The sequence below is a fragment of the uncultured Methylobacterium sp. genome (assembly GCF_964242245.1).
GTDB lineage: Bacteria > Pseudomonadota > Alphaproteobacteria > Rhizobiales > Beijerinckiaceae > Methylobacterium.
On sequence record NZ_CAXTBY010000005.1, the window covers coordinates 39,110 to 52,547 of the forward strand.

The 13,438-nt window shown below is 72.5% G+C and carries 13 protein-coding genes and 1 pseudogene; 3 read left to right on the forward strand and 11 right to left on the reverse strand.

Going from position 1 to position 13,438, the window contains the following annotated elements:
• Positions 1-48 precede the first annotated feature (48 nt).
• The 6 genes from cysC to ACFE8Y_RS02445 form a co-directional block, all read right to left on the reverse strand.
• Positions 49-660 (reverse strand): adenylyl-sulfate kinase, encoded by a 612-nt coding sequence (gene cysC / locus ACFE8Y_RS02420; protein WP_375462791.1) that lies wholly within the window; start codon positions 658-660, stop codon positions 49-51.
• Positions 661-856: 196 nt separating this feature from the next.
• Positions 857-1,273 (reverse strand): acyl-CoA thioesterase, encoded by a 417-nt coding sequence (locus tag ACFE8Y_RS02425; protein ID WP_375462792.1) that lies wholly within the window; start codon positions 1,271-1,273, stop codon positions 857-859.
• Between the two features lie 63 nt (positions 1,274-1,336).
• Positions 1,337-1,465 carry a hypothetical protein gene (locus ACFE8Y_RS02430; protein WP_375462793.1) on the reverse strand — a complete coding sequence of 43 codons (129 nt, stop codon included), beginning with the start codon at positions 1,463-1,465 and terminating at the stop codon, positions 1,337-1,339.
• 172 nt (positions 1,466-1,637) lie between these two features.
• Positions 1,638-1,901, reverse strand: a complete 264-nt coding sequence (locus ACFE8Y_RS02435; protein ID WP_375462794.1) for a hypothetical protein — start codon at positions 1,899-1,901, stop codon at positions 1,638-1,640.
• A gap of 116 nt (positions 1,902-2,017) precedes the next feature.
• Positions 2,018-2,203 carry a YegP family protein gene (locus ACFE8Y_RS02440; protein ID WP_375462795.1) on the reverse strand — a complete coding sequence of 62 codons (186 nt, stop codon included), beginning with the start codon at positions 2,201-2,203 and terminating at the stop codon, positions 2,018-2,020.
• 146 nt (positions 2,204-2,349) lie between these two features.
• A complete protein-coding gene (locus tag ACFE8Y_RS02445; protein ID WP_375462796.1) occupies positions 2,350-3,834 on the reverse strand; it encodes a DEAD/DEAH box helicase in 1,485 nt (494 codons plus the stop codon).
• Positions 3,835-4,266: 432 nt separating this feature from the next.
• Here ACFE8Y_RS02445 and ACFE8Y_RS02450 point away from each other — a divergent pair, with 432 nt between their 5' ends.
• The 3 genes and pseudogenes from ACFE8Y_RS02450 to ACFE8Y_RS02460 form a co-directional block, all read left to right on the forward strand.
• Positions 4,267-5,700 carry a lipopolysaccharide biosynthesis protein gene (locus ACFE8Y_RS02450; protein ID WP_375462797.1) on the forward strand — a complete coding sequence of 478 codons (1,434 nt, stop codon included), beginning with the start codon at positions 4,267-4,269 and terminating at the stop codon, positions 5,698-5,700.
• Complete coding sequence (locus tag ACFE8Y_RS02455) at positions 5,697-6,851, forward strand: GNAT family N-acetyltransferase (protein ID WP_375462798.1); 1,155 nt, start codon at positions 5,697-5,699, stop codon at positions 6,849-6,851. Before ACFE8Y_RS02450 ends, ACFE8Y_RS02455 begins: the two co-directional genes overlap by 4 nt.
• A gap of 86 nt (positions 6,852-6,937) precedes the next feature.
• Positions 6,938-7,381 (forward strand): annotated as a pseudogene (locus ACFE8Y_RS02460) (acyl-CoA dehydrogenase family protein); the annotation flags it as partial.
• Positions 7,382-7,710: 329 nt separating this feature from the next.
• Here the strand turns inward: ACFE8Y_RS02460 and ACFE8Y_RS02465 are convergent.
• The 5 genes from ACFE8Y_RS02465 to ACFE8Y_RS02485 form a co-directional block, all read right to left on the reverse strand.
• Positions 7,711-8,343: a DUF2939 domain-containing protein gene (locus tag ACFE8Y_RS02465; protein WP_375462799.1), complete on the reverse strand. Its 633-nt coding sequence runs from the start codon at positions 8,341-8,343 to the stop codon at positions 7,711-7,713.
• Positions 8,344-8,370: 27 nt separating this feature from the next.
• The gene (locus tag ACFE8Y_RS02470; protein WP_375462800.1) at positions 8,371-8,919 is read right to left on the reverse strand and encodes an RNA pyrophosphohydrolase; all 549 of its coding nucleotides are present in this window, start codon (positions 8,917-8,919) and stop codon (positions 8,371-8,373) included.
• Between the two features lie 70 nt (positions 8,920-8,989).
• Positions 8,990-10,222: a divergent polysaccharide deacetylase family protein gene (locus ACFE8Y_RS02475; RefSeq protein ID WP_375462801.1), complete on the reverse strand. Its 1,233-nt coding sequence runs from the start codon at positions 10,220-10,222 to the stop codon at positions 8,990-8,992.
• Between the two features lie 499 nt (positions 10,223-10,721).
• Positions 10,722-12,044 carry a S41 family peptidase gene (locus tag ACFE8Y_RS02480; RefSeq protein WP_375462802.1) on the reverse strand — a complete coding sequence of 441 codons (1,323 nt, stop codon included), beginning with the start codon at positions 12,042-12,044 and terminating at the stop codon, positions 10,722-10,724.
• Entirely contained in the window at positions 12,044-13,402 is a 1,359-nt protein-coding gene (locus ACFE8Y_RS02485) for a murein hydrolase activator EnvC family protein (protein ID WP_375462853.1), read from the reverse strand. The genes ACFE8Y_RS02480 and ACFE8Y_RS02485 overlap by 1 nt, the downstream gene beginning before the upstream one ends.
• Between the last annotated feature and the right edge of the window lie 36 nt (positions 13,403-13,438).

Here is a 13,438-nt window from a genome sequence, read left to right on the forward strand (position 1 = left end):
CGCCGTGGGTCGGGCATGACGGCGCGTCGGGCGTTTCGTGAGGAGCGCTCAGTCCGGCGCGCTGAGCCGCAGGAGATCCGCGATCAGCGTCTCGGCCGAATCGGCCACGCTGAGCCCGTCGGTGACGAGCCTCAGGTCGGGGGCCAGCGGCGCCTCGTACGGGGCGGAGATGCCGGTGAAGTCGGGGATCGCGCCGGTGCGGGCCCGGTCGTAGAGCCCCTTCGGATCGCGGGCCTCGCAGACGGAGAGCGGCGTGTCGATGAACACCTCGCGGAACGGGATGTCGCCCGCGATCCGCCGCGCCTCTGCCCGCTCGTCGCGGAACGGCGAGATCAGCGAGACGACGACGATCAGCCCGGCCTCGGCCATCAGCCGCGCCGTCTCGGCCGCGCGCCGGATGTTCTCGGCCCGATCGGCCTCCGAGAAGCCGAGGTCGCGGTTGAGGCCGTGGCGCAGGTTGTCGCCGTCGAGGACCATCGCGTGGCGGCCCGCCTCCGTCAGCGCCCGATCGACGGCGTTGGCGATGCTCGACTTGCCCGCCCCGGACAACCCGGTGAACCACGCGATCACCGGCCGCTGGTTCAGGCCGCGCCAGCGCGCCTCGCGGGGCTGGAGCACCTGCCACGTCAGATTCTTCGGGTCCGAACGGCTTTCCGGCAACGGGAGGGACCTCCTGAGGACATCTGCGGGCGACGCCACCCCCTCCCGGAAGCCGCCGAACGGCTTCTAAGCAGGTTTCGCAGAAGTGCCCCGCGGTTTTGCGAAACCTGCGACAGGCCAAGAACCTGAGCAGGCTCGTGTTGGCAGGCCAACGCGAGCCTGCTTAGCCGGATCATGCCCCGAACGGAACCCGTCCTCACGCCCGCGGGATCGGGGCCTCCGGCGCGCGCGGGATCGGACGCGGGCGGCCCTCGTCGTCGATGGCCACGAAGGTGAAGGTCGCCGCCGTCACCTTCTCGCGGGTCTGCGTGCGGAAGCGCCGGGCCCAGGCCTCGACCGCGATCTTCATCGAGGTGCGGCCGACATGCTCGATCCGGGTGTAGACGCAGAGCACGTCGCCGATCCGCACCGGGCGGATGAAGGTCATCGCATCGAGGGCCACGGTGACGACCCGACCCTCGGCCCGGTCGACGCCGGCGATGCCGCCGGCCTGATCCATCTGCGACAGCACCCAGCCGCCGAAGATGTCGCCGTTGGCGTTGGTGTCGGCCGGCATCGCGATGGTGCGGACCGTGAGGTCGCCCTGCGGTTCGTCGGCGCTTCTCCCGTCCATGCCGCTGCCCTCTCGTGCGCGGTCGAGACTATGCCCTGTGCGCCCACCGGTGGAAGAGGGTTGTCACGGCATCAGACCGGCAAGCTTCAGCGCGGCCGCCAGGAACACGGCGGCAGCACACAGGAGACAGTCGAGCGGAATCGATCGCCAGAGGTCGCGCGCGATCATCTCGCGCGTCGCGATGTCGTCCATGGATGCATTCCTCCCGAGCGAACCGATCTGATGCCGGCCGTCCCGAAGCGGTCAGCCTACAGCAGAACCGGCCGGAACGCAGCCCGCTTCGTTATTTCGGGACGGGACATGAAAAACCCGGCGGCCCAATGGGCCGCCGGGTGCAGATCCCGGGTTCGGAACGCGCTTCGGCTCAGTAGTAGAACCGGCGTGGCCCGTAGAAGCGACGGCCGTAATAGGGGCGCCGATAGAACGGACGCGGACCGTAGAAGGGCCGGCGGTAGTAGGGACGCGGGCCGTAGAAGCGGCGACCGTAGTACTGCGCCTTCTCGGCGACGGCCGGCGCCGCCTCGGTCTGCAGAGCGAGGCCGGGGCCGACCGGTGCGGCGGAAGCGCCGTGCGGCGCAACGGCGGCCAAGCCCAGTACCAGCAGGGCGGCGAGCAGGAATTTCCTCATCGCAGGTCTCAGCTTCTTCATGGACGGGAGGGTTCGAGCGGGGACGGTGCCCGAGCCGCTGAAACGCACGAAGTCTGCAAAGCGTTTCGTGGCGCGCGCTGCGTTTTCTGCCGCGCTCAGGCCATCTGCGTCGTCATGTCAATGATGGCCGCGGTGCCGCTCTGGCGCACCAGGGCGATGCCGTGCTCGCAATCCTCGCGGCGATGGTAGCCCTCTCCGGACTCGGCGACGATGGCTCCGTTCTGCGCCCGCAGGCGCCAGCGCCAGTGCCCCGGCGCGTCGCGGTAGAGTTCGAATCGCATGGACAGGCGCTCCCGTTGACCTCGGCCATCCCGAGATGGGTGGCCGGGAAGCCGCCGGCAATATGCGCGACGGCTCCGGCGGTCGGATGCGCGAACGGCCGCCCCGGGCATCCGGGGCGGCCGTTGTCATCGCTGCGGCGAGGGGGTCAGGAGCGCGGGCTGCGATCGAGCCAGCCGATCGCACGGCCTTCGCCGCCGCCGAGCGGGCGGTTGTTGCCGGTCTGGCGCGGGCGCTCGCCGGGCGCGTGCTCGGGCCGGGGCCGCTCGCCCTGAGGACGAGCGCCGCGGGCCTCCTGGACCCGGGAGTCCTGCGGGCGACCGAAACCGCGGCCCGGCTCCGCGGAACGATTGCCGCTGGGACGGCCCTGCGCGGGCCGCCCACCGAAGCCCTGACCGGGACGGGCTTGGCCCGGGCGCCCGCTGGGACGCTGGCCGCGGGTCTCGGGCCGGCGCTCCTCGGCCTGGGCAATCTCGGCCGCTTCCTGGCGGGAGGGGGCGACGAAATCCGCGGGGAAGGGGGCGACCGCGATCTTCTGGCGGGTCAGGCGCTCGATGTCGCGCAGATACGCCCGCTCCTCGTCGTTGCAGAACGAGATCGCGAGCCCGTCGGCGCCGGCCCGCGCGGTGCGGCCGATGCGGTGGACGTAGCTCTCCGGTACGTTCGGCAGGTCGAAGTTGACGACGTGGCTCACCGCCTCGACGTCGATGCCGCGGGCGGCGATGTCGGTGGCGACCAGCACCCGGCAGGCGCCGTCCTTGAAGGCGGCAAGCGCCCGCTCGCGCTGCGGCTGGGACTTGTTGCCGTGGATGGCCGAGGCCGCCGTGCCGACCTTCTCCAGCCCGCGCACGACCCTGTCGGCCCCGTGCTTGGTGCGGGTGAAGACCAGCACGCGCTCGATCTTCGGGTCGCGCAGGATGTGGGCGAGCAGGGCCTGCTTGGCGCCCGTGTGGGCGAAGATCACCTGCTGCTCGACGCGCTCGGCGGTCGTCGCGATGGGCGTCACGGCGACCTGCACCGGATCGCGCAGGTACTGGTCGGCGAGGCCGGCGATGTTCTTCGGCATGGTGGCCGAGAAGAACAGGCTCTGGCGCTTGGCCGGCAGCAACCGCACGATGCGCTTGAGGGCATGGATGAAGCCGAGGTCGAGCATCTGGTCGGCCTCGTCGAGGACGAGGATTTCGACGCCCTCCAGCGTCAGCGAGCGGCGCTCGATCAGGTCGATCAGGCGGCCCGGCGTCGCGACGAGGATGTCGACGCCCGGGGCCAGCGCCCGCTCCTGGCGGCCGATGGTGACCCCGCCGAACACGACGGTGTTCGTCAGCGGCAGGTACTTGCCGTAATCCGAGAAGCTGTCGGCGATCTGGTTGGCAAGCTCGCGGGTCGGCGAGAGCACCAGCACGCGGCAGCCGCGGCGCGGGGCATGGCGCTTCTCGAGGCTGAGGCGGTGCAGGATCGGCAGGGCGAAGGCCGCGGTCTTGCCGGTGCCAGTCTGGGCGATGCCGCAGAGGTCGCGGCCCTCCATCGCCGGGCGGATCGCCTGCGCCTGGATCGGGGTGGGCGTGTGGTAGCCGGCCTCTTCGAGCGCCCGCAGCACGGGCTGGGCGAGGCCGAAATCGGTGAACTGGGTCAAGGGGAGACTTCCAAAGGCAGCCGAATCGCGTAGCAGCCCGGCTCGGTCGAGCGATGCCGCTGAATATGTGGGGGTGCGATCCGTAGAGCAGGAGGCTGCCCGCGTGATGGGGCGGCCCGGGTGCATGCACGTTATGAAGAGAGGGGCCGGACATTCGGAGGGCGCTTGAACGCCGTCCCTCGTATCCGTCACGCAACCCTCTCAAGCGGACCCGTCTGTCGGCCGCTGACGCTGCAGGTGCGACATGCACGTTCGCAACTGCGAAGTCAAGGCGAAGCCATCGGCCTCGACCCGCCGCGATCCCCGCCGTCCGGCACGACCGGTGCAGACCCGAGGCATGCCGCGCCGCCTGTACCCTCACGATGTCCCGCGGCGGAACCGATCCGTCCCGATGGGGGATTTCGCCTCCGTCCGATCCGACGTGAGCCGCCGATGATCGCGCGGCACACCGCAACCTACCTCGGATCGCGGGGCGTGGCCGCCGCCCTCAACCTCGGGTCGGTGGCGGTGTTCACCCGGCTCGCGCCGCCGGAGAGCTACGGCACCTACCTCTACATCCTGTCCTGGGCGCTGGTGCTCTACGGCGCCACCTGCCAGTGGCCGAAATTCGCGTTCTTCGCCCTCTACGAGGAGGCGAGCGAGTCGGCGCAGGTCGGCACCGTGGTGCGCATCCTCCTGTGCTCCCTGGCGCTGGCGGGCCTGGGAAGCCTGCTCGCGGTCACGCTCCACCTCGTCCCGGCTAGGATCGCCGGCGCCATCGTCGCGCTGGCGCTCGGCACCACCCTGTTCGAGGGCGCGACCGAGATCGCGCGGACCCGGCTCAGGGCCGAGGCCGTCGCGGTCTCGGTCGTCGCCCGCGGCGTGCTGATCCTCAGCCTCGGCAGCGCCGTGCTGGCGGTCTCGGGCGACGCCGTGCACCTCGCGCTCGCGGTGGCGGCCGCCTACGGGCTCGCCTCGGTGCCCGCCATGGTCACCGTCGTGCCGCTGATGCCGGGGCGCGGCAACCGCGCCGAGGCGCTGCGCCTGATCGCCTACGGCTGGCCGCTGGTCCTGTCCTTCGGCATCGCCGCGCTGGCCCAGGTCGTCGACCGATTGATCGTCGTGAAGACGGTCGGGGCGGAGGAACTCGGCGCCTACGGGGCGATCGCCGATTTCCTGAAGCAGAGCTTCGTCGTGTTCGGCGAGGCGCTCGCCCTGTCGCTGATCTCGATCGCCAAGCGGGAGGCGCGCGCGGGCGGGATGGCGGCGGCCTCCGCGGTGCTGGCCGACGCCGCCCGCGCCATGGCGCTGGTCGCGGCCTTCGGCGCGGCGTTCTTCCTCAACTTCGACGGCCTCGTGGTCTCGATCCTGCTCGGGCCGGATTACCGCGCGGGGGCGATGGCGCTGGCCCCGGTGCTGATCGCGGCCAGCATCCTGATGATGTTCCGCGCGTACTACTTCGGTCAGATCATCTACTTCACGAATTCCAGCCGGCTCGACGCGGTGGCGTCGGCGGCGACGCTGGCCACCGTCGGCGTGCTGGCGCTGGCGCTGATCCCGCACCTCGGCGTCGCCGGCGCGGCGATCGCCTTCGCGGCGGGGCAGGCAGCAGCCTGCCTCGTGTTCATCCTCGGCGCGAACGGCCGAGCGTCCGGGTTGCCGGCGATGCCGCTGCCGCTCGCCGACTTCGCCGGCATCGCCGGCCTCGCCCTCCTCGCCGGAGATGCGGCCGCCGCGATCGGCCTGCTGCCGGGCGGGGAAGGGGGGGCGGCGCGGGCGCTCCGGTTCGGCTTGCTGGTGGCGGGTTTCCTCGCCGCACTCTGGCGCTACGACATCGTCGGCATCGCTGGCGTGGTGCGTGGCCGGCTCGGGCCCGCGCCGCGATGACGCCCAGTCCGACCGCCGCGCTGCCGGGCGGCCTGTTCGCAGCGGTCCGGAGCCTCGATCCGTCCGCGCCCTTCATCGAGGCCTGGAGGAGGCTCGGCGCGCAGGCGCTGGTCGCCAACCCGTTCTACGAGGCGGATTACGCGCTCCACGCGGCGCAGGCCTTCGGCGCGGGCGTGCGGCTCCTGATCGTCGCCGACCGCCCGCCCGAGGCGCCCGGCGCGCGCCTCCTCGCCCTATGGCCCCATCGCGCCTCGCGCACCCGCTGGGGCTTGCCCCTGCCGGTGCTGATGGGCTGGACGCACGGCTTCTGCCCGCTCGGCGTGCCGCTGCTCGACGCGGCCGAGACGGAGCGCGCGTGGGCCGCCCTCCGCGCCGCGCCCCGCGCCCTCGGCCTTCCCCCGCGGCTGCTGATGCTGAACGCGCCCGCGGACGGTCCCTTCGCCGCGCACGTCGACGGACGGGGAAGCCTGCGCCGGATCGCCGTCTGGCCGCACGCCCGCGCCGTCCTCGACCTCGCCGGCCTGACGGCGGACGCGCGAACGGCGTATCTCGGGGCCGTGAGCGCGAAGCGACGGCGCAAGCTGCGGCTCGGACGCGAGCGCCTGGAGGCCGGCGGTCCGGTCGTGCTGGAGACCGTCACCGAGGGCACCGCATTGATGGACGCGCTCGACGACTACGTCGCCCTGGAGACCATGGGCTGGAAGGGCCGCGCCGGCACCGCGCTGGGAAACCGCCCGCTGGAGGCCGCCTTCATGCGCGGGATGGTCGCCGCGCTGGGTGCGCGGGGGCGCCTGCGCATCGACCGCCTGCGCCGCGGCGGACGGACGCTGGCCGCCGCGATCCTGCCGCTCACGGGGGAGGCGGCCTTCGTGCTCAAGATCTCCTACGACGAGGCGGACGCCCCCGGTGCGCCGGGGGTGCAGCTCGTCCACCGCCTGACGCAGTCCGTGCTCGGTGCGGGCAGCCCGACGACGATCGATTCCTGCGCAGCCCCCGACTACCGCCTCGCCGAGACGTTCTGGACCGGACGGCGGCGGATCGCCCACCTGCTGATCGAGGGCTCGCCCGATCCGCTGTTCCCGCTGGCCGCTGCCCTGGAGCGCGCCCGCGAGCGGGTCTCGCGGTGGCGCGCGGCGCGCCGGGCGGGATAGGCGCCGGCCGTCGGACCCGGATCGTTGCCTCCGGCACGGCGCGAACCGCTTCGCACACCCAGGCGACCATCAGGCGCGGACGGAGGATGCCCGAGCCGGAGCACCACGCCGCGAAGCCGCCGAAGCTGACGTCGCCCCGGGGCACCGACGCCCGCGCCGCCCTGCAGGAGGCGGCCCGTGCCTTCGCCCGCGACGTGGTGATGCCGCTGGCCGACGAACACGATCGGCGGCATCGCGCTCTCGGAGCCGACCGCGGGCTCGGACCTCGCCGGCGTGCGGACGCGGGCCGTGCGCGACGGCGGCCGCTGGGTTGCTCACCGGCACCAAGCACTGGGTCGGCGTCGCACTGGCCGCGGACGTCATCGAGGTCCTGGCGCGCACCCGCGACCCGGAGGCCGGAGCGCCGCGCTCGGCCGGGCTGGAGCCGTTCCGTGGTCAAGGCGCCGGGCGCGTTCCTCGCGGGCATGACGGGCCACATCATCGACGGGATCGGCGATCGCGGCCTCCTGACGTGGCAGCTCGAACTCGACCGCGGTGTTCTGGCGCAAACGCCACAAGTGTTCCGAAGGGTCTGCGCTCAACTCAAGGCTTCCGTCCTAAAGCCGGAAGCGTATCGTGAGGGTCGCGGCGCGAAGAGCGCGTTCCGTGACCTGATCGAGCCGTTCGGGGGGGAACGCTTGAAGTTGGCGCCCCGGTCCTTCGTCAGGAAGCCCTCTAGCTTTTTCGGGCGGTCATTCCATCAGCTTCTGCATGGCATCGTTTCGCTCGAGACTGGTTTCCCGTGCCTGCGGAGACCATCCGGGAGAGTCGCCGGGGCGGTCCGCGTCGGGATCGTGCCGCCGGGCGACCGACGCCCTCCTCACGGCTGGCCGGCGGGCGTCCCCCCGCCGGAACGGACCCGCGCCAGGGTGCGGGCGAGGCGCTGGGCCATCTGCTCGCGAAGGGCCTCGGCCACCTCGATATCGACGAGGCGCCAGCTCCAGCCGCGCAGGCGCAGCCGCACCCGGAGCTGTTCGCCCCGCGGGGCGTCCGGCGGCGCGGCGATCACCGCCGTGCGAAATCCCCGCATCTCGGAGGTCAGCCAGTAGGGGAACAGGCGCCCGATCCGGTCGAGGCCGAGGCCCGCCGGACGAACGTCGGCCGGCCGCGGAAGGTCGAGGCTCTGGGGCCAGCCGTCGTCGAGGAGGTCGATCACCGTCTCCGGCGTCACCATCGACTCGGCCAACGCCAGGGCGATGCCGACCGCGGCCTCGTTCAGGCGCTGGCGGTCCTTCGGATCGATCTCCGGATCGGCCTCGGTCGCGGCGCGCAGGGCGGCGGTGGTCTGCCGGACCAGCGACAGGCGCAGCGTGCGGAAGTTGACGTGGCGCTCGATGTAGCCCGCGTCGCGCGCCTTCACCGCGCGGGCGAGATCGTAGAGCGACCAGAGCGGCGTCAGCGTGAACGCGAACCAGCCGAGCACCGCAACGAGGGGGAGCGCCCACCAGCGCATGGCGCACCTAACGGGGAGCCGAGGCGCTCACGCCCCGGCCGACCATGCGCCGAGCGGCGCGAACGCCGCGACCACGCCCTCGTAGACCGGGCGCTTGAACGGCACGATCAGCCCGGGCAGCTCCGCGAACGGCGCCCAGCGCCACGCCTCGAACTCCGCCGCGTGCGCCCCGCCGCCGGGCCGCGCCACATCGATCTCGTCGTCCGAACCGAGGAAGCCGAACGCGAACCACCGCTGGGTCTGCCCGCGGTAGCGGCCGTTCCAGGCCCGCGTCATCACGTCGGGCGGCAGGTCGTAGGACAGCCAGTCCGGCGCCTCGGCGAGCAGCCGGACGGAGGCCGCCGCGACGTTGGTTTCCTCGTAGAGCTCGCGCAGGGCCGCCGCGTGCGGCGCCTCGCCCGCGTCAATGCCGCCCTGCGGCATCTGCCACGCGAGGCTCCCGGCGACGTGCTCGGGGCCGGCGTCCTGCCGGCGGCGACCGACGAGGACGAGGCCGGCCCGGTTGATCAGGGTGATCCCGACGCAGGGGCGGTAGGGCGGGCCGTCGGCCCGGCTGCGCGATTCATCGGTCGTCATCGGTCGGGACCATAGGGCAGGGCCGCCTGCCGCGGCAACGCACGCGGCACAGCCTTGGCCGGCGATGGCGCTAATCCGCCCGCGTCACGCGGGTGGCGGCCCGCGCACCGCGGAGCGCCACGCTCACCGGCACGAGGCGGATTCCGCGGGCGTCCAGGTCGCGGCTCCAGCGCATGATGCGCTCGATGCTCATCGGCACGGCGCCGGCCGAGGCCAGCGCGAAGCCGTTGGCCCGCGCCTGCGCTTCGAGGCGTGCGAGTTCGCGGTCGATCGCCTCGGGCCGCGGCACGGCGTCGAGGACGATCTCGGCGCGCGCCGCCGGCACCTTCGTCCGCGCGATCAGGTCGGCGGGGGCGCCCCGCACCGCGGTGCCGTCGTCGACGAAGCCGAGGCCGCGGCCGGCGATCTCGCGCAGGACCGGCTCGAAGGCGGCGGCGTCGCCCATCAGCTTGGCGCCCATGAGGTTGACGACACCGACGTAGCCGGAGAACCGGCTCAGCACCCAGGCGAGGCGGTCGGCGTTCTCGGCCCCCCGGGTCGAGGTCAGCAGGGCCTGGGGACCGGGATCGCTGTCGGGGAAGTCGAACGGCTCCATCGGCGCCTGGAGCAGGATCTCGTGGCCGAAGGCGCGCGCGTGGGCGGCGCCGCGCTCGGCCTCAGCGCCGTAGGGGGCGAAGGCGAGGCTGACCGCGGGCGGCAGCTTGACGATGGCGCTGGCGGTCGCCGCCTGCCCGACGCCGAGGCCGGTGAGCAGGATCGCGATGCGCGGGCCGGTGCCGGGCTCCTCGGGCCGGGCGTAGACGTCGAGGGGGCGGACGCGGCCCTCGCCGAGCCTCGGCAGCAGGCCGTGGCGGCCGCGCTCGGTCAGGCGCGGGTCGGGTGCGGGCGCGAGCTTGGCGGCGGCCGGCGACGGTACGCGGATCACCACGGCCTCGGCGGGCGCGCCCGTCCCGCCGGGGCGGACGACCGTGACGCCGGAGGCGGTCTCGACCTCGGCGGCGCTGCTCTGAAGCTTCGGCGGCGCGTCCGGCTCGACCGCGACGACGCTCGCCTGCGGGCGCGCGGCGGCGGGCGGAGCTTCGCGAACGGTGATGGCGACGGTGATCCGCGGCTCGCCGGCCTGCGGATCGCCGAAGAGCAGGACGAGGCCGAGCCCGGCGCCGACGAGTCCCGCGAGGCCGCCGGCCACGATCCGCGGCGCGCGGCCGAGCGCCCGCAGGCGGGCGAGCGCCGCCCGCGGCCCGGGTTCCGGCACCTCGACCCCGAGGGGCCGCGTCAGAATATCGTCGGACGACTCGCTCACCGGTCACTCGGCACGGGGCTGCCGGAGAATCGCCGGTGTCGGCGACGCGGAACCCCAACGCCATTGCCGGCGCTCAGGGTTAATGTTCTCGTAACTGCGCCACGAGCGGAGGCAGGTGGTCGTGGAGCTGGGAGCTCGTCCTCAAGGCTATAAAGAGAGCTACGCCGACCACTCCGTGATCGTACTGGAAGACTGATACGGTTTCCGGTTAATCGGTTCGGCTGCGTGCGCTCCCTCCCCCCTCTGCGGGGGAGGGTAGTCCTCGGCTCATGCGAGGATCAGGTGAGGGGAGCGGCGTCTCCGGCACCGGCGCTCCCCTCACCCGACTTAGCTCGCGGGCCACCCTCTCCCGCAGGGGGAGAGGGAAGGACGTGCGGATGACGGGAAGCGAAGCTCCCGAACCGATCAACCGGAAATGGTATGATTCCCAAAACGAAGAACCCCGCCCGGCTTCCGCCGGACGGGGTTCTTCGTGGAACGGAGCGGACATCGGGAGAAGTCAGTTCGGCACGGTCGGCTTCTGGGTGTTGGCGGCGCCCTTCTGGATGCCGTGGAGAAAGTCGACCGCCGCGGTGAGCTGCTTGTCCTTGGCCGGGTCCGGGGGGACGTAGGCCGAGGAGCCGCCGCGCTCCTCCACGTCCTTCTGCTTGAGGTGGCCCTTGAGGCCGGCCTCGCCCTTGGTCTCGTCCTTGCCCTTGAGCTCGTCCGGCACGTCCTGCACCACCTCGACGTCGGGCTCGATGCCCTTGGCCTGGATCGAGCGGCCGGACGGGGTGTAGTAGCGCGCCGTGGTCAGCCGCAGCGCGCCGCTGCCGCCGAGGGGGATGATCGACTGCACGGAGCCCTTGCCGAAGGAGCGCGTGCCGAGGATCGTCGCGCGCTTGTGGTCCTGCAGGGCGCCGGCGACGATCTCGGAGGCCGAGGCCGCGCCGCCGTTGACGAGCACCACCACCGGCTTGCCCTTGGTGATGTCTCCGGATTTCGCCGAGAAGCGCTGCGTCTCGTCCGGGTTGCGGCCCCGGGTCGAGACGATCTCGCCGCGGTCGAGGAACGCGTCGGAGACCATCACCGCCTGGTCGAGCAGGCCGCCGGGGTTGTTGCGCAGGTCGAGCACGTAGCCCTTGAGCTTGTCCTGGCCGATCTCGCCCGAGAGCTTGTCGACGGCGGCCTTGAGGCCGTCGAAGGTCTGCTCGTTGAACTGCGTCAGGCGGATGTAGCCGATGTCGGCGCCCTCGGTCCGGGAGCGCACCGGCTTGATCTTGATCACGTCGCGGGTGAGCGTGACGTCGATCGGGTCCTTGGCCTCCTTGCGGCTGATCTTGAGCTTGACCGGCGAGTTGACCGGGCCGCGCATCTTGTCGACCGCCTGGTTGAGCGTCAGGCCCTGGACCTGATCGTCGTCGATCTGGGTGATGACGTCGTTCGAGAGCAGGCCTGCCTTCGAGGCGGGGGTGTCGTCGATGGGCGTCACGACCTTGATCAGGCCGTCCTCCATCGTGACTTCGATACCGAGGCCGCCGAACTCGCCGCGCGTCGTCGTCTGCATGTCGCGGAACGCCTTGGCGTCCATGTAGCTCGAATGCGGGTCGAGCGAGGTCAGCATGCCGTTGACGGCCGCCTCGATCATCTTGGCCTCGTCGGGCTTCTCGACGTAGTCGGTGCGGACCTTCTCGAACACGTCGCCGAACAGGCTGAGCTGGCGGTAGGTCTCGGCCGAGGCCGCGACCGCGCGGGGCCCCGACAGGAAGTCGGTCTGGGTGGCCACCATCGACGTGCCTGCCCCCAGGAACGCGCCGAGCATGATGAGGGACGTCTTGCGCATTATCCGCGAACCTTCTCGCTGGGGCCCTTGGCCCACCAAGGCTCCGGATCGATGGAGCCGCCGTCCTTCTTGAACTCGACGTACAGGATCGGATCGCCGCCGTCGCCGTTCGTCGCCGGCCCGGCCGCTCGTCCCTCTCCCATGTTGCCCACCGGTTCGCCCGCGAGCACGAACTGACCGACCTCGACCGAGGTCTGATCCATCCCCGCCAACACGAGATAGTAGCCATCGCCGGCGTTGATGATCAAGAGTCGTCCGTAGGACCGGAACGGACCGGCAAACGAGACCCATCCGTCCGCGGGCGCCGCGACCACCGCCTTCGCGCGGGTGACGAACGAGAGGCCGCGCGTCATGCCGCCGTTGCCGTCGGGCTGGTTGAAGCCGTGCACGAGCCGGCCGCTGACCGGCCGCGGCACGTCGCCCCGGGCGTCGGCGAACCGCACCTTCGGCGCGAGCTTGGCCGGATCGCGGATGCCGGCGGCGGCGAAGCGCTCCTGCGTCGCCTTAGCCTCCCGCTCCTCGGCCGCCCGGGCCGCGTCGGCGGAGCGCTTGGCGGAGGCGACCTCGCCCTCCATCCGCTCGACGAGGTCCTTCAGGCTCCTGGCCTGCTGCCCGAGTTCGGCGGCGCGGACGCGCTCGGCGGCAAGCCCCCCCTCGGCCTCGGCCTGACGGGCACGGCGCGCAGCGACCAGGGCCGCGAGGCGCTGCTGCTCGCGCGCCCACCCGGCGAGATCGTTCTGGAGGCCCTGCCGGTCCGCCGCGATCAGCCCGCGCAGGCGCACCAGCTCGCCGAGGTCGGCGGCCAGCGTGTCGACCTCGCCGCGCATCTCGGGGACGATCGCGCCGAGGAGCATCGAGGTGCGGATCACCGCCAGCACGTCCTCGGGGTTGACGAGCACGGCGGGCGGCGGGCGGCGCCCCATGCGCTGGAGGGCCGCCAGGATCTCGGCGATGACCCCGCGCCGGGCATCGAGCGAGCGCCGGATCGCGGCCTCGCTGCCGGCCAGGGTGCTCAAGCGCTCCTCCAGGCGGGTCATCCGATCCTCGGTCGCCTGCGACTGGCGGCCGGCATCCAGCAGCGCCGCGTCGAGCTTTTGACGGTCGCCCCCGAGCCCGGCGATCTCGGCCTCGAACTGCGCGCGGGCTCCGGCGCTCGCCGCCAGGGCGGCCTGGATGCGCTTCAGGGTCTCGGCCCGGCGGTCGCGCTCGTCGAGGGCGCGCTGAACCCGCTCGGATTCGCCGACGGTCGGCGCGATCTCCTGCGCCCATGCCGCCGGAGGACCGAACGACAGCGCGGCGAGGCCCGAGGCGAGAACCAGCCCCCGCGTGCCGAGACGTGTTCTGGCGAGAGGCCGCATGACGTCGGTGAGCCGGCTCCGTGCTGATGCGGCCAT